17 protein-coding genes and 1 pseudogene are annotated in these 22,947 nt (G+C 51.4%); 11 read left to right on the top strand and 7 right to left on the bottom strand.

The window, feature by feature from the left end; translation table 11 throughout:
• Positions 1–180 precede the first annotated feature (180 nt).
• Positions 181–1,248 (bottom strand): acyltransferase family protein, encoded by a 1,068-nt coding sequence (locus BAD_RS07885; protein ID WP_011743786.1) that lies wholly within the window; start codon positions 1,246–1,248, stop codon positions 181–183.
• On the bottom strand, positions 1,245–3,188 hold the full coding sequence (locus BAD_RS07880; protein ID WP_011743785.1) for a rhamnan synthesis F family protein: 1,944 nt from the start codon (positions 3,186–3,188) through the stop codon (positions 1,245–1,247). Before BAD_RS07880 ends, BAD_RS07885 begins: the two co-directional genes overlap by 4 nt.
• 133 nt (positions 3,189–3,321) lie before the next feature.
• Here BAD_RS07880 and BAD_RS07875 point away from each other — a divergent pair, with 133 nt between their 5' ends.
• Both BAD_RS07875 and BAD_RS07870 read left to right on the top strand, forming a co-directional pair.
• On the top strand, positions 3,322–4,158 hold the full coding sequence (locus BAD_RS07875) for an ABC transporter permease (protein WP_011743784.1): 837 nt from the start codon (positions 3,322–3,324) through the stop codon (positions 4,156–4,158).
• A 21-nt stretch (positions 4,159–4,179) separates the two neighbouring features.
• Complete coding sequence (locus tag BAD_RS07870; protein WP_011743783.1) at positions 4,180–5,406, top strand: ABC transporter ATP-binding protein; 1,227 nt, start codon at positions 4,180–4,182, stop codon at positions 5,404–5,406.
• Positions 5,407–5,501: 95 nt separating this feature from the next.
• Here the strand turns inward: BAD_RS07870 and BAD_RS07865 are convergent, their stop codons facing one another.
• The 3 genes from BAD_RS07865 to BAD_RS07855 form a co-directional block, all read right to left on the bottom strand.
• The gene (locus tag BAD_RS07865; RefSeq protein WP_011743782.1) at positions 5,502–6,845 is read right to left on the bottom strand and encodes a glycosyltransferase family 2 protein; all 1,344 of its coding nucleotides are present in this window, start codon (positions 6,843–6,845) and stop codon (positions 5,502–5,504) included.
• Between the two features lie 116 nt (positions 6,846–6,961).
• Positions 6,962–8,005 (bottom strand): glycosyltransferase family 2 protein, encoded by a 1,044-nt coding sequence (locus BAD_RS07860; RefSeq protein ID WP_011743781.1) that lies wholly within the window; start codon positions 8,003–8,005, stop codon positions 6,962–6,964.
• A 65-nt stretch (positions 8,006–8,070) separates the two neighbouring features.
• A complete protein-coding gene (locus BAD_RS07855; RefSeq protein WP_080505108.1) occupies positions 8,071–10,653 on the bottom strand; it encodes an LTA synthase family protein in 2,583 nt (860 codons plus the stop codon).
• A gap of 189 nt (positions 10,654–10,842) precedes the next feature.
• Here BAD_RS07855 and BAD_RS07850 point away from each other — a divergent pair, with 189 nt between their 5' ends.
• Complete coding sequence (locus BAD_RS07850; RefSeq protein WP_080505107.1) at positions 10,843–12,072, top strand: DUF2142 domain-containing protein; 1,230 nt, start codon at positions 10,843–10,845, stop codon at positions 12,070–12,072.
• 119 nt (positions 12,073–12,191) lie between these two features.
• Entirely contained in the window at positions 12,192–13,214 is a 1,023-nt protein-coding gene (gene rfbB / locus BAD_RS07845) for a dTDP-glucose 4,6-dehydratase (RefSeq protein WP_011743778.1), read from the top strand.
• A 339-nt stretch (positions 13,215–13,553) separates the two neighbouring features.
• On the opposite strand, the pseudogene BAD_RS09080 reads toward rfbB, so the two are convergent.
• Both BAD_RS09080 and BAD_RS07840 read right to left on the bottom strand, forming a co-directional pair.
• Positions 13,554–13,688, bottom strand: a pseudogene (locus BAD_RS09080) (MFS transporter); the annotation flags it as partial.
• Between the two features lie 161 nt (positions 13,689–13,849).
• The gene (locus BAD_RS07840; RefSeq protein ID WP_041777428.1) at positions 13,850–14,215 is read right to left on the bottom strand and encodes a YccF domain-containing protein; all 366 of its coding nucleotides are present in this window, start codon (positions 14,213–14,215) and stop codon (positions 13,850–13,852) included.
• Between the two features lie 604 nt (positions 14,216–14,819).
• On the opposite strand from BAD_RS07840, the gene BAD_RS07830 reads away from it, so the two are divergent.
• The 7 genes from BAD_RS07830 (at position 14,820) to BAD_RS07805 (ending at position 22,727) form a co-directional block, all read left to right on the top strand.
• Positions 14,820–16,871, top strand: a complete 2,052-nt coding sequence (locus BAD_RS07830) for an MDR family MFS transporter (protein ID WP_041777427.1) — start codon at positions 14,820–14,822, stop codon at positions 16,869–16,871.
• Positions 16,872–17,257: 386 nt separating this feature from the next.
• The gene (locus BAD_RS09455; protein ID WP_011743772.1) at positions 17,258–17,605 is read left to right on the top strand and encodes a DUF4143 domain-containing protein; all 348 of its coding nucleotides are present in this window, start codon (positions 17,258–17,260) and stop codon (positions 17,603–17,605) included.
• Positions 17,606–17,607: 2 nt separating this feature from the next.
• Positions 17,608–17,859, top strand: coding sequence for a hypothetical protein (locus tag BAD_RS09340; RefSeq protein WP_231837062.1), 252 nt, complete (start codon positions 17,608–17,610; stop codon positions 17,857–17,859).
• Positions 17,860–18,155: 296 nt separating this feature from the next.
• Positions 18,156–19,208, top strand: a complete 1,053-nt coding sequence (locus BAD_RS07820; RefSeq protein ID WP_011743770.1) for a LacI family DNA-binding transcriptional regulator — start codon at positions 18,156–18,158, stop codon at positions 19,206–19,208.
• Between the two features lie 279 nt (positions 19,209–19,487).
• Positions 19,488–20,444 (top strand): nucleoside hydrolase, encoded by a 957-nt coding sequence (locus BAD_RS07815; protein ID WP_041777426.1) that lies wholly within the window; start codon positions 19,488–19,490, stop codon positions 20,442–20,444.
• Positions 20,445–20,517: 73 nt separating this feature from the next.
• On the top strand, positions 20,518–21,510 hold the full coding sequence (locus tag BAD_RS07810; protein WP_011743768.1) for a ribokinase: 993 nt from the start codon (positions 20,518–20,520) through the stop codon (positions 21,508–21,510).
• A gap of 203 nt (positions 21,511–21,713) precedes the next feature.
• Entirely contained in the window at positions 21,714–22,727 is a 1,014-nt protein-coding gene (locus BAD_RS07805) for a ribose-phosphate diphosphokinase (protein WP_011743767.1), read from the top strand.
• The last annotated feature ends 220 nt before the right edge of the window (positions 22,728–22,947 follow it).

The following is a 22,947-nucleotide window of genomic DNA, read 5'->3' as shown; positions in this document are numbered from 1 at the left end:
CAACACGATATGGATTGACGCCGGCGAATTCAACATGAGGCAGCGGCATGGACAATCCATGCTCGAATCCTGACCAGGGGGGGGCAGTGGCCTTGAAAGTTACAAATGTTCAGTTTACATGAGAAAGATGCTTAAAATAAGTGCCCGAGGAGGGGATACCTCTGGGCACTTATATAACTTTTAAAACATTGATTGTATGTAGCTGATGGTCTTTTTTTCGAGTCTGTATAAAGCAATTGACAATGTCATGATTATCATAAAATCTACAAAAAATAGTAGATAACCGTCAAAGCGTGACAAGGCAGTACAGTTAATAATTGTGAATACCTGTGAAATCAAAACATGGTGGACTAAGAAAATAGGATACGAATATTTTGATACAGAATTTACTGGTATCCGAATAGGTTGTACATCAAGCCATTTTGCAGTATAGACTATAACTGCAAATGCACAAATTCCTACAATGGTCACGGCAAAGGATCCGCTAAACAGTGGATGAATTTCTTGTACAACAAGGAATAATAAAGCTGCTGCGGCTGCATAGGTTGGTATTTTTCTGATGTACTGAATGAAATACATGCCAAACAGTAATTCAGGCAACCTCATTGTAAGCAATAAATCGGATGGTAGTCCAAGGGGCATTGGATGAAAATAAAGCGTCAAGGCATACAATGCAATAGCGACAGATCCAGTGATGAGGGGATGTTTTTTTACTCCGTACCTCAATAATGGAAATACCACATAGAAAATGAGGATGAATCCCAAGAACCATTCGCCAAGTGTATAGAACGTTGGAAGTGAAGTATTGGCCACCAACCCGTCAATGCCGAGCACGGAGAAAATTAACGTCCATTTTGGAGCGTTCGCGAATACATGTCCACCGTTACGCAAAAAAAGATAGGCATTAGCGATAATGAAAGCAATCCAAAACATTGGATAGATTCCAATAAAACGCTTGTAGTAAAAATGCCTGTAGTTTAATTTTTCGGACTCGCCGTATGTATACATCAAGGCGGCGCCGGAAATAATCAGGAACAGGGAAACGCCTAAGCCACCGATATAGATACCAAATGGTTCGTAAGCGAATACAGGGTGCCCGATCATGTATGGGTTATTGAAATGCGTGATAACGATGAGAATCGCGGCAATTGCACGGACTAGATCTAGATAAAAAAGTCGTGGACGTTTACCTTTTTGCTTCGTCGTATCGGGCATAGTAGGTTTAGTAAAAGGAACGTTGTCTGTCATGCACGATCCTTCTTCAAATGGGCGTTACTGTTCCCATACCTCTCTTTATACGTCTTCGGATGACGGATATGACGGTACAGCTTCATAACCCTAGCGCCTAAATGATATGCAAACGGAGTGCCCACCAGTGTTCGCTTGAACCACAGCAAAATAGCGGCTCGCAATGTGAATCCACGCGCAACATTCAGACAGGTTCCCCGCAGTGTAGTGTCGAGATAAGGTGCCGTACTACCCGCAAGTGTCTGTACATCAAATGACAGGTTGGTAAGCTCAATGCGAGCGAAATGATCGGAATATACGAAACCTGTGTAATATCCATTGGCTTGAGGCAGGTATCCGTAAGCTCGTTCGATGAAATGCAACATGGATCCATCGATTTTGTTTGGTTCAGGCGGGAAATCCTCGTATTTCCAATCAATATCGAACAGTTGGTGCAATGCTTTTGGACGGAACCAGAACATAGTGCCCAAAGGTGCGATTGGTTCCTTGTATGGATTCAAAGGTACTTTAACGCCTAAAGTCTCTTCAAGCATTTTTTTGGTGCCTTCGAAATTCGGACCCCATAGGCTTGCGAAATTACCGAAATAGTCGGCGTGATTCGGCGATGTTGGTGCAAGTAAACCGGCATGCGGATCCTGCTCGAAGTGATTGATAATATTGCTCACCAATGCCTTGCTGCCTAAGATATTCTCGAAACATTTGTAGGCAAAGCCATCTCCAATGCTGTATGGAGAAAGCTGTGTCACTTTCTTATCGTGAGCGAAGCACACATAGTCATATTTCAGGCAATCTTTACCGGCGCCGATTAGCAATGCGCTTACATCTCGTCCACGGTTCTGGATGACACGAACATCGACGTTATAAGGCAGTCCTTTACAACGTTCCCGTACCAGCTTTGCGTTTTCTTCGGACCCGACGGTGAAGATGAAGTCACAGCCTTCCGGCATGGATTTTGCATATTCCAGCGTTTTATCGAGCAAATCCATGTAGTACAAATGCATAATCAGCGCTATACGCTTACCTTCAGGAATCGGCGTAGTGATATTTGACGGCATCACGAAATCGAGATGCAGGTTTTTGACGAGATCCGCGAGATTCATCGTGCGTAATGCGTTTTGCCAGATTAGATTGACATCGTAATCGGTGTGGTCTCGCAGATATTCGAATAAATCCAAAGCTGCGTTGCCGGCTGATTGGTTTAACGTATCCATGTAATCATGGAAGAACGATCGCCTCTTGAAGATGGGACAGCGCTTTTCCTTGATAAGAGTTTTGGCCGCAAAAGTAATCGGACCATAAGTGAATCCTTCTAAATCATCGGTATTGACATAAACGTCCCACTTGAATCCCAAATCAGCGAAGCGCTTAGTGAATAACGATTCATGCATTCCAACGGAATCATAATAGCTGTTAATCTGCGGCATATTGTTCCAGTAATCCTGGAACTCTTTACTCTGCACAAGGCTTCTTCGATAAGCGTGGAAATGAGATTGAATGTGCTCGGGAAGATATCCGAACGGGCTACGCCCGAATGGATCTTGTGGAACTTTATGGAATTTAGTGATGCCCCAGAAATCAAGATCGCGCTTATTCATTGTTTCGAACATCTCGGCGAACGGATAGACGGGTCCCATAATCGTTGCATTAAAAAGAACGATCTCGTCGAATTGCTCAAGTTTTTCCCATCCATAGGAATCAAGGGCGGTTTTATATGCCCAAACATCGAAACCTGTATTGGGACGAATGATGAGGTTGTCGGTATACCTGGACAAAATTGATTGCCCTGCCTCGTTGAGTTTTCCGTTGCAGACGATGGTCATTTCGGAGAAATGAGGTTTGAATCCAGCTAGCAGGGTAGGGACATAGTCATCCACAACTCCATCGGAATCATAGAAGAAGAAGATGCCGAGTCGGTTGATTGAAGATTGGGTGAGTAACATTCCAATAATCCTTATTTTCTATAAGACTCTCAAACATAGAAAGTATAGCGCTGATAGGTGATGTATGAGAATATTCTGGAGATGACTTCATACCCTCGATAGGATTTGGGGCTCCTGCTAATATATTCTTTTTATGGAGAATGTCTTAGAACGCTTTAGAAAACGATACCGTTATTCCATGGTTGTCTTTAAAGAGCTTGTGAAGACCGATTTTCAGCTTCGTTACCAAGGATCGGTTCTAGGAATGGCGTGGTCCGTTCTTAAACCGTTGATGTTGTTCGCGGTTATGTATGTAGTTTTTGTGAGGTTCCTGAAATTTACAGATGGAACACCTACATTCCCGATTTCATTGTTGTGCGGTACGTGTTTGTGGTCTTTTTTCACTGAAGCTACCAGCATGGGAATGCGTGGCATAGTAGATCGTGGCGATTTGCTTCGTAAAGTGCATTTTCCAAATTACATTATTGTTGCCTCTACTGCTATGGGCGCGTTGATTTCTTTGGGTATCAACCTTGTTGTGGTTATTTGCTTTGGTTTTTTTGCACATGCGCATTATACGTGGAGGGTTCTGTTGCTTCCTCTTAACATTATGCAATTTTATTTGTTGACGCTTGGAGTGACATTATTACTGGGAAGCTTGTATGTGTATTTTCGAGATGTAGCGCATATCTGGGATGTGATTACGCAGGCTTTATTCTATGCGACACCTATTATCTATCCGATTACTATGATTGCGCAAAGGGCTCCTGATTTTGCTTGGGCTTCGAAGTTTCTGTTACTTGTACCTAGTACTCAAGTAATTATGGATATCCGGCATAATCTTTTGTCTCCAGAATATATTCCAACAGTCTGGACGTATGTTGGCAATCCCTTGCTGTGTGCGTTGCCATATGTACTTTCAATTGTGATTTTTGTATTAGGAATTCAGGTGTTTCGTAGGTACAGCGCTAAATTTGCGGAGGTGCTGTAAACGGTGAGGGAAAATAAAAAGATGCAAGACTCCCCAGTAGTATTAAAAGTCAGTCATGTAGCTAAGTCATTTCGCTTGCCGACGGAGCAAGCGACTGGTTTGAAAATGGCTTTTCTGAATTGGACCAAGGGGATCAAAGGATATACAGAGCAGAAAGTTCTTCGTGATATTGATTTCGAGGTCCATCGCGGTGATTTCTTCGGTGTGGTAGGACGTAACGGTTCCGGTAAATCCACATTACTAAAGATTATTTCACAGATTTACGTTCCAGACCAAGGTAGTGTAGATGTCTATGGAAAGCTAGTTCCTTTCATTGAATTGGGTGTTGGTTTTAACCCGGAACTGACTGGTCGAGAGAATGTCTATCTTAATGGTGCTCTCCTGGGGTTCAGTCATTCGGAGATAGACGCCATGTATGACGATATTGTCGAATTTGCTGAGCTTGAAGAGTTCATGGATCAGAAACTGAAGAACTATTCTTCAGGTATGCAGGTTCGACTTGCTTTTTCCGTTGCAATCAAAGCGCAAGGTGACATTCTTGTTCTAGATGAAGTACTTGCAGTTGGAGACGAGGCGTTTCAACGTAAATGTGATGCATTTTTCAAGAAGGTCCAGGCAGACCCGAATAAAACTGTTATTCTCGTGACTCATAGCATGGATGCAGTAAAAAAGTATTGTAATAAAGCCATTCTCATCCGTGACGGAGAAATTGTCGTTAGTGGTGACAAAAACCAAGTTGCGGATCAATATACATTGGACAATCTCAAAGGCAATGAACCTTTGCCAGAGAAAAAGAAGCAAAATGGTGAATATGCGATAGGATTAAACGCCACTGTTCCAGAATTGAAAATAGTCCCGAAGTCTGATTTATCAACTGATGGAAAACATCCGTTCCAATTTGATGTGGTATACGAGTATAAGGATTCTGGGACGCATTATGTTGCTGTGAACTTGTTGGATCTGAAACGCGGAGGCATCGTCTATGATTCCGGTTCACGCACTCTTGTGCAGACAAGTAGTGGAAAACATCGATTTGCACTGGAGATGCCGATTGACATGCTTAATAGTGGGGTATACCGCCTGTATGCCAGTGTGCGTGTTGATGATGGCGACTCGGCAGACTCAGAAACCAAAATGGTTGCTTTTACGAATGAGGCTAATGGGTGCGTGTTTTCTATTAACAACCCAGATCATGAAGATTATGCACTGCTGAATGAGAAAGCGATGATAATAAGGAAGCGTAAATAAAGACAATACATATTTGTCTTTTAATTAATTGTATGTATGTTTGTGTTAATGATGGTCCAGTGACGTTACCCCTGGGCCATCATTAACACAAACAATTATTGATTATTCTGCTTGTTAATGAGGTGGTTGAAAATTCTCCGTCTACGTGTTTCATTTGGAAGCAAGGCATTGGTTATGCGGTAAGGTAATGTCGTCTGCTTATATTCTTCTATGATGGCTTGCTTGTTTTCGTCTATGATGGCTTGCTTATATGCCTCTTCTCGTGCAGAATTTTCTTGGTTTTTCTCAGCGATTCGACGATCGAGTTCGGAGAGCGCTTCATAAATATGTGCTGCTTGCTTCTGTAACTCTTTATTAGAGATAAAAACATCCTTGAAAGAAACGGAATCCATCATATGGGAGAAAGCGATTTTCCAGTAAATGACGGGATCGTTGTCTGCGGGATAGCTGTTCATGTTGCAAAACCACCAGACGCGTGATTCAAGGCAATTGCAAAGAATTTGACAGGCTGTTTCTTTATTCCAGGTTTGGGCGATGCTTTGTAATGCGGATTCGCATTCTTCAGGTGCCAGTCTTTCTTGGAAATCATCTTGAATAATTGAGACGGCACGTGTGCTCAGCCAATTGGTCGCCGTTTGAATTGCTGGAACATGCTGTGTGTTGCTAAATCGTTGAGCGGCGAGAACGACATCATGTACAGAACGTTGATCTTGCATGAATTTATCGATGGAATATCGTGCCCTTCCAGAGATGCCCCTTCCGATGTGATATTGAAGTCCACGTAGCTCGGTTATTGGATATAGCGTTCTTGCACGTGAACATAAAACGAGATATTCGTAAGCATCTTCAAGTTTGTTAAGACGTTCTGCTGGCATTTCCTTAAAACTGGACTTAACAATATCGGAGCGATACATGGTTGTATGAATGTTCCATGAAACCCATTGCTTGAAATCGAAGGAGAAAGATGCTTTTAAGATATCGTCTCCATGGAGCTCTCCGTCAGCACTGTTAAACATTGCTTCATAGTCGAATGCCCATTTCTTGTCTTGGTCGGTTCCTGGAATAACTGACAGACCATACCTGATCATATCTGCATCATGTTTTTTGGATACGAAATCAAGTAGCTCCAACAGATGAGGTTCAATTGCATCATCTGCATCAAGGAACAGCGTGTATGTACCAGTGGATGAGTCAACTGCTGTTTTCCTCGCGACATGGCGTCCTGAGTTATGCGTGAGTCGGATTAGACGGATTCGGGCGTCTTTGCTTTGCAGATTTTGAACTATCTCAGCAGTTTGATCAGTACTTCCGTCATCTACGACTATAACTTCGAAATCAGTGAAGGTTTGAGATATGACGCTTTCAAGGCAGTCTGAAATATAGTCTGCTACATTATATGCAGGTACCAGAATCGAAAAATGCGGCACTATTGTTGCCACCTTTCAAGGTGTGCATGTTTTTGCATGCTTTTTTGTATAGCCCTTATCGCCTTTTAAAGGTCTTTATTCCAGCAAAGTGATACGGATGAGCATTTGCTTTCCGTATGCACATGACTTTACTTCATGTCATGAATTTTGCGATCATATATTTTGTTTTCATAATGTCGAATTATAAACAAAATATAGCAATGGAGCCTTTGCAGTGGAGTCAGCTTAAGAATAAGCTGACTCGATAATGTCAAGTCATCCTGCAGATTTTGCCAATCTGCATCGGTAACTTCATTACTGGAGTTACGTAGCACTTTTTCTTCGTCTTTGACACTCGCCACTAGACCGAAATAGTTACGGCAAGGGACAATGCCCTGATCAAGAGTGGCTTGGAAATTTTTTGCGGCGGCGGTTACATTATCATGCCAGAAATTTGGTGTGCGTTTAGAGTGAGTTACGGAATCTGGTTCTTGCAGCCAGTAGTAGAGCACGGAATCTATGTCGGTCACCAGCTTCATTCTGGAGTAAAGAGGGGCCGCCATGCGAATATCTTGGGCATAATGTCCCAGATCGAAACGGAGCCCGTCCCACAATTCGCGTTTGTACAGACGACACCAGTTTGCCTCGTTGAAATAGAGAGCTTCAGAGTTCTTGCCAAGCAGATTTCCCAAAATACGTAGACTCTTGCAGAACACGGTTTGATATGCGTGCAGAGGATTTTTAAAGGAAGTTGTTTTGTCCGGCGCAGCAGATCCTTGGGCGGCGCGTGCTTTGATTTCTGCTAGTTGGGAGACGCCGAATTGCTGCCATCTTCCCTTGCTCATATCAGCTCCGGTATTTAGAATTGCGTGCAGCAACAATTCAATATTTCGGCTGTCCAGGATGTCATCGTTGTCGGCGAATGCAATATATTCACCGTGAGCTGCATCCAATCCGGTGTTTTGGGCTTTGGCGATGCCCCCGTTCTTCTGGTGAATAACAATAACGCGAGAATCTTTCTCCGCATAGTCGTCGCAAATACGTGGAGAGGTGTCTTTTGATCCATCATCCACGAGAATTATTTCAAGATTGGTATAAGACTGATTCAAAATCGATTCCACACAATATGGCAGGTATCGTTCCGAATTGTATACGGGGACGATTATTGAAACCAAAGGTCTTGAAGTAGCCATGTCCTGTCCTTGTTTCCTTGATGTAATGTGGCATCGAAAGATTGTACGTCTCTTGACAATAGAGTTTACTTTATTTTGGTGAAGTTCGTATCGGCTAGGTACCCTTTGCCTGCGGTCATATCATATTGAACGAGCCTGTAATCGAGCAACAATTGTTTTGCCTCTTTCGATAAGGCTTTCTTGGAGATTTGATTACCTACTTGGTCGAGATTTGTTTCATCTCCAGAGCTGACTCCGCCTGTGGCGAATGCTACTCGGCTCGAAGCCGGAAGATTGTTGTGCAACATGGTTAGCAAAGCGAGATAGGGGGATACTTTAGCGTTCATATGAGAAGCGGCAAGCGCCATAAAGTAATTTGGGGATATATAAGCAGCATCTGTATCTGCGAGTTTTGTTCCGTTTGATGGAGAAGCGCTGTTAGACCATATGAAATAATCGGTTTCATGCAGGACGGATGAATTCTTAGGGTCTTGTTCGGCTGTTGAGTAAATGCTAGGAAGATGATCTCCGTAGAAAATAACAGTGACTGGTTTGTCGATCAAGTTTAGCTGGTTTAGAAAAGATGCTGTAGCCTGATCGGTGAGGCTGAGCCCTTTGACATATGTCTCGAGATTTTGGTGCTCTTCTGTTGAAATATCGACTGATGAATCCGCCTCGGTAAATTCATTATCTGGGTACCAACCGGTGTAGGGCATATGGTTTTGCATAGTTGATAATTGCAGGAATTGTGGATGCGTCTCGTTATTCACAAGGTCCAACACGTTTTGATAAGCCGCTTCATCGGTAACGTACGGATTGTAATCAGAGGTTTGCTTGTGCGTGATTTTTGGCTTGCTATCAAGTGTGCGTAGGTGAGCAAATCCGAATTTACGATAGTCGGTATCCCGCAAGTACATGTTTTGGTAATACGGATGCACTGCGTCCGAACCGGACGTGCCATAGCGGGTGTTCCAGATTTGGTTGAAAGCATAAGGGGCTTTTTGATTCGGCACAAGCTGTTGGAATGGAATTATGAGAGAATCGTCAAAATTAGTGAGGTTCAGGCCGGTAAGTGCCTGATATTCCATATTAGCGGTTCCTCCGCCGTATCCGGAAGAAAGCATGAGTCCAGAAGTGGTATTTTCTTCAATCTGGTGAATGTTTGGAATGGGATCTGTTGAGAAGCTAATGTTCGGTACTCGTGTTGGGTTGGAGAACGTTTCGGACAGAATCATAATAACGGTGCTGTCCGTGATGTTGTATTTCCGGTTAGCATTGATGGAATGGGCCATCGAATCATATTTTTGGGCTATTTTATCCATCGTTTTGCGATTATAGTTTTCCGGTTTATCCATTACTTTTGTTTTGGTGAGACTTAGAAAAGTGGTGGCAGGACCATTGGTTTTGGCATCGAGAGTTGCGTCAAATAACGAAGGCGTGTATCCGAGATTGCCGGCAAAAGAGTAAGCCCAAGAACCTGGGACGCTGAGATTAAATGAATAAGAACAAACGATACCGATACAGGTTATAGCTGCGAAAATGCGTGTCAACGAGCCAATGAGGATTCCTGGATTTGAGAATGGATGTCTCCATGAACAAGGAATGAATTGTCTTCTACCGTCAATGATAAAGAAAAGTGCGCAGAGGCAAGCGAGCCATATAACAACACTGATTGAGGAATTTACGAATTGTTGATTTTCTTTTGGAATGAAGGAAAGGAGTTTATCTGAGTTTCCGCCTGCGACAAAAGTCAGATCGGCAGGAATGATTGGCTCGTTTCGTAATTGCATTTTTATATGGTTGGCTACACCGTAGGCGGTGAATAAGACTCCGAAAAGAGCAGTGGCAATCCAGAAACGATTCGTGATGAAGATGAAAGCAAGATAGATGATGGTGAGAGCAAATAGGTTGAATAAGAAGTTATATCTATTCTCAAGCCACATTTGACAGATGAATTGGGTTGTTTTCCCGGATACACTTTGAAGAATCTTCGCGGTTTCGGAAATTTTACTTCCTTTACTATATTTCGGTTCGGAGTACATGCCCCATTGCAGGAAAATGACTTCGGCTGAAGTGAGCAGGAAGAACACTGCGGTATAGAACGCATAAGAGAACTTCATGCGTTTCTTCCACAAGGCATGCGCACCCCGGAAGAACTTGATGATAAGCTGGACGGCTTTGAAACTCGTGAAGGTGCGCCATGCGTTACGCACCGTGGTCGCAGCGGTACGTGTGACGCGTGCGGTGGCGTGAGCCGCACTGGCAATAGTCTGGCCAATTCGTTTCAAGCTATGCCCGGCAGTCGTCAGGGCCGTCCGAACCGTTTGAAGAGTGCGCGGCATTGCCTGTAATGCGTGATTGCCATTAACTTGCGCCTCTGCAGCAAAAGAGGAAATATACTGCTCGTCCGTAATCGCAAGAATATCCGTATCACATGGTGCGACGGACGCTTCCGTTTCCGGTATGTAGATGCTTCGGTGCGCGGGTTCCGCATGAAGAGGGGCTTTATGCGTGTACAGTTCCGCGCGGTGGCGCACATCGAAACAAGAGGGGGTGTCTATCATGCTCTCGTCAGCCAGTGTCCGGTAAGTTCCGCCTATAAACGATTGTTTGGAATGCCTGACGTATGAAGGCTCGAAGGCATGAACGGCAGACTGGATATAAGGCATCGTCGCTTCCTTCACGGCAAATAACCCCTTGTGTAAACGGGGGTTTATGAGCATGTAAAACCGAGCTATATATTAGCCAGTGTGTCTGGACGAGTAGGTGTCTTGATGGTAGCTGGTGGGTATCTGAATGATGAATGAAACCAAGGCATGTTCTTAAGCGCAGTCAAATAGTTATGCGATAGTGGCGGTATGAAGGGAAAGAAGCTTTTTCGATGCATGCCAGTGTTGGTGGCGTTGTGTGTGCTGCTTGAGGGCATGTTTTTCATGGCTGTTACCAAGCCTGGCCATGTGCCGGATATTTGGACGCATGTTTATCGAATTGACTCCATACTTAACGGGGATGTAATCGCACGGCCAGTCACTTCGAGAAGTATGCTGCATAATACTGAGACAGGGGTAGTCGGTGGCGCGGTCGATCGCAGTTGGATGCAGTATTCCTTAGATCAGTATGACGGATATGATCCAGGAATTGTGATTGCGGAATCCGTTGCTGACAATGGATCATCGACAACGGTTGACCTGCCTTTTAACAACACGGCAACAAATTCTCCGGTCGTATATGCTCCACAATTACTGGGCTTCAGAATCGGACGAGTTTTTAATTTCAGTTCTGGAATGACATACCGCTTGGCAGAAGCGTGCATGTTGATCATTTATGTGTTGTTCATGTATGGTGCAGTACGCGCATTGCCGCGATGGCGTATCCCAGTTGGAATACTTTTATGCTTTCCTTTGATGGTGTTTCGTTACTCATTCGCTATTTCTGCGGATTCGCTGACACAAGCTGTGATGATTCTGTTCTCCTGTTTGCTGTTCCGGGGAATTATTGGTAAACGATCACAACGTGGAGCAGTGGCGCTTGCGGTAACGAGCGTGCTATTGGCAATGTGCAAGTTTGTGTACATGCCATTGGTTTTGCTGGTTATTCCGTTGATGTTTGATCGAGTTTCCGGTCGCTGGCGTGTGAATCGTGGTCGGGCTGTGCCATTGTTGATAGGCGTGGTTGCGTCTGGTATATGGACCATATTCTGGTTGGGCGTCAATGCTTGGTATACGAATTGTCCGATGCTGGTTTCGTACAAACAAATGAGCGAGCGCAAGCATGCATTGTTGACGGATCCCGTTGCCATGTTGGATGCTGTGAAGAACATTGCATGGGCGATAATGCATGCTCAATCGAATATGAATAACAGGACGGACAGCATCATGATTGCCGCGTGTTGGTTGGCAATTGTGGTTTCCGTAGTCGTGTTGGCTGTGACCAGTGTGGTGAATGCTTGTGTCAAAAGCCGCCGAAAGAATCCGGTTAGGACTGCCAATGGTTCTATAAATGCATGCGGTGTGCTTTCCTTACCATACGCATGGTTGATCGCGGTGGTCTGTATCGGAGATATCCTACTGATTTACCTTGCCTTGTGACTGCAATACGATGCGGATGGGCTAATCGGAGTCGACGGTATGCAATTCAGGTATTTCCTTCCTTATGCGCCTTTGTTTGCATTCGTAATGTTGGAATCGGGAAGGCGGTTGCTGAAACAGTGAGCGAACAGGGATTCAAACCGAAACATATTCTGGTAACAGGCGGATGCGGGTTCATCGGCGCCAATTTCGTGCGGTACGTGGCGCGCAATCATCCGGACGTGCACGTCACCGTACTGGACAAGCTGACGTATGCGGGCAATCCGGCGAACATCGACGGGCTGCCGCAATCGCAGGTCGAACTTGTCATCGGCGATATCTGCGATGCGTCGCTGCTGGAACGCATTGTGCCCGGCTGCGACGCCATCGTGCATTTCGCGGCGGAATCACATAACGACAATTCCATCTTCGACCCGGAACCGTTCATCCGCACGAACGTAGAGGGCACGATGCGGCTGTTGGAGGCCGCGTGTAAATACGACGTGCGATTCCACCACATCAGCACCGACGAAGTGTACGGAGACCTGGCGTTGGACGATCCGGCGCGATTCGGCGAAAACTCGCCGTACCGCCCGTCAAGCCCGTACAGCGCGTCGAAAGCCGCGTCCGACCATCTGGTGCGCGCGTGGACGCGCACATACGGCCTGCGCGCCACCATTTCCAACTGTTCCAACAATTACGGGCCATACCAGCATGTGGAAAAATTCATTCCACGACAGATCACATCCATTCTGGAAGGCGCGCGGCCGAAACTGTATGGCACAGGCGAGAACGTGCGCGACTGGATCCATACGGAAGACCACTCTTCTGCGGTGTGGGAGATTCTTACACGCGGGCGGATTGGTGAAACATACCTGATCGGCGCAGATGGCGAAATGAGCAATATTGCCGTAATGCGTATGATTCTGCGACTTATGGGGTGTGTCGAAGATGCGTTCGACTGGGTGCGTGACCGTCCCGGGCATGATCGACGCTATGCGATTGACTCCAGCAAGCTGCGTACCGAACTCGGCTGGAAGCCTGTGCGCACCGATTTCGAAGCCGGTTTGCAGGCGACCATCGCTTGGTATATAGACAACCGCGCTTGGTGGGAACCCGCCAAAGCCGCCACCGAAGCCCGCTACCGCGCACAAGGCCAGTAAAGCGCGTCAGACGGGAGCGTTTGCGACGGTGCGTCATGGCGGATGCGGCGCAGCCTGGCAATTGGGTCCGGTAAGTGGCGATTGGGAAATAACGTGCTGCAAGTAGTTGGCTTCGTCAGGAAATGGCTGCGAGAGCCGGATGTACGTTCTGGCCTAATGACCCAGCTGTGAATCCAAGTCTCCCGAATCTGCCGTATATAAGCCAGATACGGTGCGAAAGTATATTTAATGGGACGTGAACGGCCAACATCACCATGATTGATGGCGGCCGTTTGCATATCCACACATGGCTTTGATGTCTCAGCTGTCCAGAGCGAAGGTGATGGAATCCCGTCCTAGAACCGCCGCGTACAGCACGCCGCCGAGCACGGCGGGAACGAGCGTGCTCGTCTGGTTCACTACGTTCACCACGGCCATCGCGCGACGCATCACATCCTCTCCATGGGAGCGGAACATCTGCGGCAGCGCCGCCTCCTCGGGCCTTTGTCATGACATTGTTCTGCAAGGACTGGCTGCTGCAGCAGCATAATGTGTGTTTTATTATTCGGCCTTGGCGGCTTGCTGGTCAATCCAATTGTTGACGTCGGTGGCCGCCTCGCCAAGGGTTGCTTTGGCGGCTTTGTAGTATTTGGAATCTACAGGTTGACGATTTCCGCTCCGAATGGCCAGAGCGCAAGCTTGGCCATCTTGAACGATTGCAATCCGAACGGAATACCGATGATGGAGATGCAGTTGAGTACGCCGGCTCCCAGATAGCCGAACGCCATCCACCAGCCGACCAGCACCACCCACAGGATGTTGGCCAAGGCAGAGCCGACTCCGCCGCCGTATTGCACGGTTTTGCCAAACGGCGTCAGGGTGAGTCCCGCCCTCTTGAACGCTTGAAGGCCGAACGGGATGCCGATGATGGAGATGCACAGAATCAGTCCCACCAATGCCCATCCGATTGCGATGGCCAACCCACCAAGAATGATCCACAGGATATTGCCGAGAACTCGCATGATTTGCCCCTTTCCGATTCCGGTCGATGCCTCGCATGTCCGGCTTCACTATTTTGCCAGACATCATGGCGGAAACACGAGACGCAACCCTTGGCTCGCCCCTGATTCATCCTCGGACCGCTACCCAGGCGGATCGTATGCGGTAAGCCCAATCCTTTTGTAAAGATTTTGTGTATTGTCGGGCATGCGTGGGTTTCACCGTCGATCTGAATGATGATAGGCTTCTCGATGTCTGCCGTACGAAGACCCGTCAAGGAGATGCCATGAACCTGTATCGCTACGCGATGTTCATCGCACGCACCTGCCGTGGGTCGTTCGTCGGCAATGTTCTGTTTGCCAATCCACAAATGTCCCTTTTTTCGATGCTGGTGTAGCGGGGACACGCCTTATGCCGGGATGCACCGATGGCCCATCCGCGGTCGACGTCGCATGAATCGCTCACCATAGCCATCAACTTACGCAAAGCCGCGAATCGTTTGCCGTATATGAATGCGGAACGGATGGCGGCTTTTCCTTTACCCCGGACTCATCGGTGTCCCCGCGTCTTGACACAAGTATGGGGCCGGATCGCCCACACATGCCGTTACCAACAGAAGGAAATGCTGTGACCTCACAGAAAACCGCGGAATTCGGGTCCGCCGCCAGTTCCGTAAAGCCTATTGATTCGCACGCCCGATTCATCGTCGTGGGCGTGATCGTCGTCGGCTCGTTCATCGCGCTGCTCAACCAGACCGTCATGTCACCGGCCTTGCCGGCACTGATGCGTGATTTCAATATCACCACCGGCACCGTGCAGTGGGTGACCAGCGTCTACATGCTGGTATCGGGCATCATGGTGCCGATTTCAGGCTATCTGATTGATAAATTCTCCACCCGAAAGCTCTTCGCCGGAGCCCTTGCCACTTTCATGGTCGGCACACTGCTGTGTGCCGTCGCGCCGAATTTCGTGCTGTTGCTCGTCGGACGCATACTGCAATCCGCCGGCTCCGGCGTGCTGTTGCCATTGGTCGCCGTAGTGCCGATGCTCGTCTATCCGCCGGATAAGCGCGGCACCGCCATGGGCATGGCCGGTATCGTCATGGCCGCCGGCCCGGCTATCGGCCCGGTTGTCGGTGGTCTGGTGATTGACGGTTTCGGATGGCGCCCGATGTTCATTGGCATCGCAATTGTGGCACTGGTCATCCTTGTCGGAGGCACGATGATGCTCAAGAACGTCGGCGAGTTGAAGAACCCAAAGCTCAACATCCTGTCCGTGATCCTTTCGACCATCGCGTTCGGTGGCCTGCTCTATGGCTTCTCGTCCGCTTCCACGATGGGATGGGCCAGTCCGGTCGTCATTATTTCAATCGTCGTTGGTCTTGTGGCCTTCGTCGCATTCGTATACAAGCAAGTCAAGCTCGATGAGCCATTGTTGCGCGTTGACACCCTTGCCACCCGCAACTTCCGCAACTCCGCGATTCTGGTCACTCTGATCAACGCCGCAGTCGCCGCAACCAACGTGACGTTGCCTATCTTCATCCAGAATGTGCTCGGCCAATCCGCCACCGTCACCGGCATGGTCATGCTGCCCGCCGCGGCGGTCGGCATCATCCTGAGTCCGGTCGCCGGTGCCGCATTCGACAAATTCGGCCCGCGCGGCGTGGGCATCGGCGGCCTTGCGCTCATGACCATCTCTCTTGGTCTTCTCGGCACCATCAACACCAGGACATCAGTGCTGTTTGTCGCCGTGTTCTGCGCATTGCAGGCATCCGGTCAGGCTATCGCCAACATGCCGATCAACACTTGGGGCGTCAACGCTTTGCCGAACGACATGATCGCCCATGGCAACGCCATCGCCAACACCGGCCGCCAGATCGCGGCAGCCATTGCGACCTCGCTTCTGGTCACCGCAGAAACATCCGTGACCGCCTCGCACATGTCCCAGGGTGTGAAGTCCGCCACGGCCAGCGGCATCGCGTTCTCCTACCTGCTGTGCGCCGCCATCTCGCTGGTCGCCCTGATCATCTGCATCTTCACCGTCACCAGCCGTGCCAAGGAGAAGGCCGCACGCAACGCCAAGGCCTACGAGGCGCAAGCCTCCGCCGAAGTCGCGGTCGAAACCACTGAAGGTCAGCCCGCCGAGCATCACTACGCCGGCGCATACGTGGCCCCCGCTGCCTCCCTGTTCAAGCAGGCCCAGGAACAGTCCATCGGCGGGATTATGGACGATCAGCCCTACAGCTGCCTGGACAGCGATGACATCACGCATGTGGTGCGCGAGTTCATCCGCCTCAACGTCTCCAGCCTTCCCGTGGTGAACGGCGATGGCAGGCTCGTCGGCTTCGTCAGTGACGGCGATGTCATGAAATCGATTGCCACCTATGAATCCCGTACGGTTTCCACCGGCACCGGTTCGACGATGGTGGTGTTCGACGACGAAACCGTGGCCTCCAAGGTGCAGGCGCTCTCCGGCAAGAAGGTGATGGACATCGCCACGCATAAGGTCGTTGCCGCCACGCCCGACCAGCATGTTGGAGAGGTGGCCCGAATCCTCGCCAAGAAGCAGTTCAAGAAACTGCCGGTGGTGGATGGTGATGGCAGGCTCGTCGGTGTGATCCGCCGTAAGTCCGTGATGGAACATGCCTTCGACGCGTTGTTCCCAAAGGATGATCGGTGATTCGGCGTCATCATCGCTGAATAGAATGAATGGAATATGAGGCTTCCCTTCTCACGGGGAAGCCTCATTGCTTTGTCCGCGGAGTCTTACGGCACCTGCGCAAGGGCAACGTCACGCTTTCATGATGCACTATTGAATAGTGTGTTCCTATCGTTGCATGGTGACGCTAACGCATGGCGTCATGATACTGAAGCCTGCCATCTAACGGCGGGTACGGCTCGTTGCTGGAGTCGTGCACGCATACGCGCGTCGGCGTGCGTATGCCGTGATGTGACCTTTGTAGTGGAATTGAAGAGTTGAGGGGCTTCTGCTGTTTTCGTGGGTTAGGTTCTTGGTCGTGGTAGGTCATAGGGCAGATCTTCAACAAAGACATAGCCGCACGCAAAGTGGTGCGTCACCGCGATACCTTCCAGCGTGTGCAGGACTATCTCATCAACAACTATGCAGCTCCCACGAATCTGTCGGGGATCGTCGACTATATGAAACATGGCGAAGGCGTGACGGTCAAACGTGAGACTCTTGCGAACTATGTCCGGCTGTTGGAGAGTGCGAAGGTCCTCTACAAATGCCCGCGATTCGATTTGCGTTCGCGCAGGTCGTTGAGAGGAGGGGAGAAGTATTATCTTGCGGATCCTGGCATACGATTCGCGCGTAACGCTGGTACGCGAATGAGTTACGGACCAGCCTTGGAAAATGCGCTGTACGTGCATTTGAGGTCGAAGGCTACGAGGTGAGCGTGGGCATTATTGGTAAGCTGGAGTGCGACTTCATTGTGCGTAAGCAGGAACGGTACGCCTATGTGCAGGTGTCGATGAGTGTGCAGGATCCTAATGTTGAGGAGCGTGAATTCCGTCCGTTCACGAAGCTGGCTGACGGGTATCCGAAATACCGGTTCAGTTTGGACCAGCTGCCAATGCAACGTGACGGCGTAAGGCATCTCAACCTGATGGAGTTTCTACGCACGGACGGAGATCTCGACCTCTCATAGCGTTTGGTGGGTGCGATGGCGACCACTGCGACCACTGCGACGATGGCGATGGTTTTGCGCTGTCTCGCATTGTTTTTCTGCGTGGTTGGCCGCATTGCTGGTTCCTTTCTTCTTGTGCGTCTCTCATTTTGGACAAACGTTGCGAGTATGCAAAAACACTTCCGAGAAACGATTTACCGGTGGAAATAGTGCGGATTATTTTGCTGTGAAAGGAATTTGTTTGTTATTGCGATGCTGGGCGCGTCAGGATTCCATGGTATTTATGCTGGAGGGATAAACGTTTTAAGGGGGTTTGGATGGCGTATCGTGCGACGCTGAAGGATGTGGCTGCTGTCGCAGGGGTGTCTGTGACGACGGTTTCGCTGGTGCTGAATAATCGTCCTGCTCGCGTGTCTGAGGGGAAGCGCAAGGTCATTGCCGATGCGGCGAAGAAACTGAATTACGTGCCGAATCAGAGTGCGCGAAGCTTGGTGACCAAGCAATCCCAGTTGGTGGCGTTGATTGTGCCTGATATTGAGAACTTGTTTTTCGCGGCGCTTGCTAAGTGCGTGGAGGATGAATGCGCGGCGCAGGGGTATTCGCTGATTGTGGCCAATTCGGATGATTCGCGTGAGTCGGAACAGGCTTTGCTGCGCAGGCTGACGTCACGTGGGGTGGATGGCGTGCTGCTGATTCCCGCGCGCGAATCCTGCGCGGCCGGTGCCGGCGCCGCGTTGCGTGAGGACGTGGAGCGTGTCACCTGCCCGGTGGTGCTCATCGACCGACTGATGCAATGCGGTTGGTGTGACGCGGTCGGCTTCGACAACTATCTCGGCGGTCGGCTTGCGGCGCAATACCTGCTGGAAGGCGGGCACAAGCGCATCGGCATTGTGACGGGCGATGTGGCCGAATCGAGCGCGGCCGACCGTCGCCGTGGTTTCGTGGATGCGATCGAGCAGGCGGGGGAGCGGTTCGATCCCGCGTTGTGCGTGTCCGGCGACTACCGTTTCGATGGCGGCTATCATGCTGCCGACCAGATCATCGACGGCGGTGCGACCGCCGTGTTCTGCTGCAACGACGTGATGGCGCTCGGCTTCCGTCAGCGTATGGCGGAACGCGGGCTGCACGTCACCGAAGACATGCAGGTGATCGGCTACGACAACATTCTCAGACGATTCGGATTGGGTTTGCGCATGACCACCGTCGAACAGAGCGTGGTCGATTTGGCCGCCGCCGGCTGGGGCATGCTGGGCAGTCGAATCGACGCCGTGGTACGTGGCGATGGCGATTCCGGTGCGGGCCGTCCGTGGCTCGCCTCGCCGCAGGTGAAGGTGTTGACGCCGAAACTGGTGCAGGCCGCTTGCGCATAACGCGCATAGCGCGTGCGATGCGTGTATTGCGTATTACGCGTGTAACGTGGGGCGCATATCGGAGAAAGGGCGGTTTTCCGCCGCGACACGCACGTCGAAAGGATGATTTGGAAATCTTGATAAAACGTTTTATCATAATGTTATGAGGTGATACAGAGACCGTACTCAACACCGTACAACAATCGCATAAAACATCGCATAAAAAAAAGAACACAACAAAGGCGGCAGCCGCGCGGACGCGAACGGCCGTCACAGCCAATCAACGAGGAAGGCGCAATCATGAAGAAGCTCATTCTTGATCTCGATACCGGCGTCGACGACGCGCTCGCCATCTCCTACGCGCTGGGCAGCCCGGAAGTCGAACTCATCGGCATCACCGGCACCTACGGCAACGTGCTCGTGGAACAGGGCGTACGCAACGCGCTCGCCGTCACCGACCTGCTCGGCCACCCGGAAGTCAAGGTCTACCAAGGCCTGCCGCACTCCAGCACCACCGACCGCTTCGAAGTGCTGCCCGTCTCCGCGTTCATCCACGGCGACAACGGCATCGGCGACGTGGACATCCCCGACTCCAACCGTTCCGTCGAAACCGAATCGGCCGTCGACTTCATCATCGACGCCGTCAAGACCTACGGCAAGGACCTCATCTACGTGCCGACCGGCCCGATGACCAACATCGAAGCCGCCCTGAAGAAGGCTCCGGAAATCAAGGACGAGATCGGCCGCGTGGTGCTCATGGGCGGCGCGCTGACCGTGCCGGGCAACTGCAACGCCTGCATGGAAGCCAACATCTCGCAGGATCCGGAAGCCGCCGACTACCTGTTCCGCTCCGGCACCCCGACCACCATGATCGGCCTCGACGTGACCCTGCAGACCCTGCTCACTTATAAGGAAACCCAACAGTGGCGCGACCTTGGCACCAAGGCCGGCAAGTTCCTCGCGGACATGACCGACTTCTACATCAAGGCCTACGAGACCACCTCGCCGCACCTCGGCGGCTGCGGCCTGCACGATCCGCTCGCCGTCGGCGTCGCCGTCGACCCGACGCTCGTCACCACGCTCGACATCAACATGAAGGTCGACGTGGACGGCCCGACCCGCGGACGCACCATCGGCGACGAAACCCGCCTCAACGACCCGGTCAAGACCATGAAGGTCGCCGTCGGCGTGGACGTGCCGAGGTTCCTCAACGAATTCATGACCCGCATCTCCGGCCTCGCCGCCAAAGCGCAGTGAGAGCACAATAACCGCGCAGTGAAAGTGCGGCGACCGTCGGCAATCGCAATAATCGCAAGAAAGGAAAGCGATCATGAGCGCAGCAGAAATCCTCTCCGCACTGGACCGCATCCACGGCACCGTTTCCGTGATCGGTTCCATGAACGCGGACTACACCGTCACCGCACAGCGACTGCCCGGGCCGGGCGAGACCATCACCGGCGGCCCGCTACAGCTGCTGCCCGGCGGCAAATCCGGCAACCAGGCCGCGGCGGCCGCACGCATCGGCGCCACCGTGCAGATGTTCGGCGCGGTCGGCTCCGACAACAACGCCGACTTCCTGCTCGGAGCGCTCGGCGAAGCGGGCGTCAACACCACGCACGTGCGCCGCGTGCTCGGCCCGTCCGGCACCACCGTCATCACCGTGGACGCGCACGGCGAGAACACCATCGTGTACTCGCCCGGCTCCAACGCGCAGGTGACCGTCGACTACGTCGAATCCGTGCGTGACGCGCTGACCCACTCCACAGTGCTCGGCCTGTGCCTGGAAAGCCCCATCGAAACCGTCACCGCGGCCGCACGCATGTGCCACGAAGCGGGCGTGAAGGTGCTGCTCAACGACTCGCCGTTCACCCCGTCCCTGCCGGCGGAACTGATCGAAGCATCCGACATCCTGCTCGTCAACGAGCATGAAATGGCGCAACTGCTCGGCATCGACGAGCCGGAGAACGACGATTGGGATTCGTTCGACTGGTGGCACGCGCTCGACGAACTGCGCGGATTCGGCTTCGAACAGGCGATCGTGACGCTTGGCGGCGACGGTTCCGTGGTACTCGACGGCACCGCGGACGATCCGGAACACCGTGTCCAGCGCATCGCCCCGGTACGCGTCAAGGCCGTCGACACCACCGGCTGCGGCGATTCCTTCATGGGCACCGTGCTGGCCGGTCTGTCGTCCGGACTGGCGCTGTCCGAATCCGCCGAACTCGCCTCGTACGTTTCGGCGTACGCGGCCACCGGCTACGGCGCGCAGGCGTCCTACGGCAACGCGGCGCAGATCCGCGAAGCGTTCGCGTCCGCCGAATAGTCCGGTAATCCGGTTTTCCCCCCAAACCATCGACGTTGAGATGTGCCTTCTGTGTCGATGGCTTGGGGATTTTTTGATGTTGCCGACGGCAGTTTGGAGCGGTATGGTGAAACGCTTCCGCAACGGCCGCGTGCCGTGGGCACCCGCATTGTTATATTGGAGTTTGGCTTATTTTCACATATCGAACAATTGGGAAGGCAAGCATGTCGGCGATTCTCGAAGGCACTCCGGATAAGAAACTGGCTCTGGTGACGGGTCGCGCGTACCCCGAGCAGGCTCAGGAAACCGCAAAATACCTGGGAACCGACGTACTTGAGACCACCGCATACGATTTCGCCAACGGCGAGATGTACGTGCGCTACACCGAGCCCGTCCGTGGCGCCGACGCCTTCGTGATGCAAGCCCACACCGAGCCGATCAACAAGTGGATCATGGAGCAGCTCATCATGGTGGACGCCATGAAGCGCGCCTCCGCACGTTCCATCACCGTGGTCGCGCCGTTCCTCGGCTACTCCCGCCAGGACAAGAAGCATCAGGGCCGCGAGCCCATCACCGCACGCCTCATGTTCGACCTGTTCCGTTCCGCCGGCGCCGACCGCATCATGACGGTCGACCTGCACGCAGCCCAGGAGCAGGGCTTCTTCGACGGCCCGGTCGACCATCTGACCGCCATGCCGATCCTGCTTGACTACGTGCGCAACAGCATGCCGCTGGAGAACACCACCATCGTGTCCCCGGACGCCGGCCGCATCAAGGTTTCCGAACAGTGGGCCGCCAAGCTCGGCGGACTGCCGCTCGCCTTCATCCACAAGACCCGTGACACCACGCGCCCGAACCATGCCGAGGCACACGGCATCATCGGTGACGTGAAGGGACGCGACTGCGTGGTCGTCGACGACATGATCGACACCGCCGGCACCATCTGCGAGGCCGTGCGCACGCTGAACAACGCCGGCGCGAAGTCCGTGACGCTCGTCGCCACCCACGGCCTGCTGTCCGGCCCGGCCGTGGAACGCCTGAAGAACTGCGGCGCACGCGAAATCGTCCTCACCGACACCGTTCCGGTGCCCGAAGAGAAGCGCCTGCCGAACATGACCGTCCTGTCCGTGGCCCCGCTGCTGGCCGCCGGCATCCGCTCCGTGTTCGAATCCGGCTCCGTTTCTACGCTGCTCAACGGCCTGCCCGAAGACATGCGTCCGCGCAACATCTACGCCTGATATTTCGTGCGATTGCCATACGGCTATCGTGATATTTCAGGATTTATTACGATTTTTTGCGATTAAGCCCCGCTTGCGAGCGGGGCTTTTTGCTTGCCTCCGCACGTGATTTCGCGCCCGGCAGACGCCGTTTCGATACGTCGCGGCGTCGGGGTAGCCTGTACAAGTTGCCATCAATCGTATCCATATGTTCATTGCGACTTATCGATGCCTGAAGGCA

This window comes from Bifidobacterium adolescentis ATCC 15703, from assembly GCF_000010425.1.
Taxonomy (GTDB): domain Bacteria; phylum Actinomycetota; class Actinomycetes; order Actinomycetales; family Bifidobacteriaceae; genus Bifidobacterium; species Bifidobacterium adolescentis.
The sequence above is the reverse complement of the archived record's forward strand: the minus strand, read 5'-3'. Positions and strand labels throughout refer to the sequence as shown.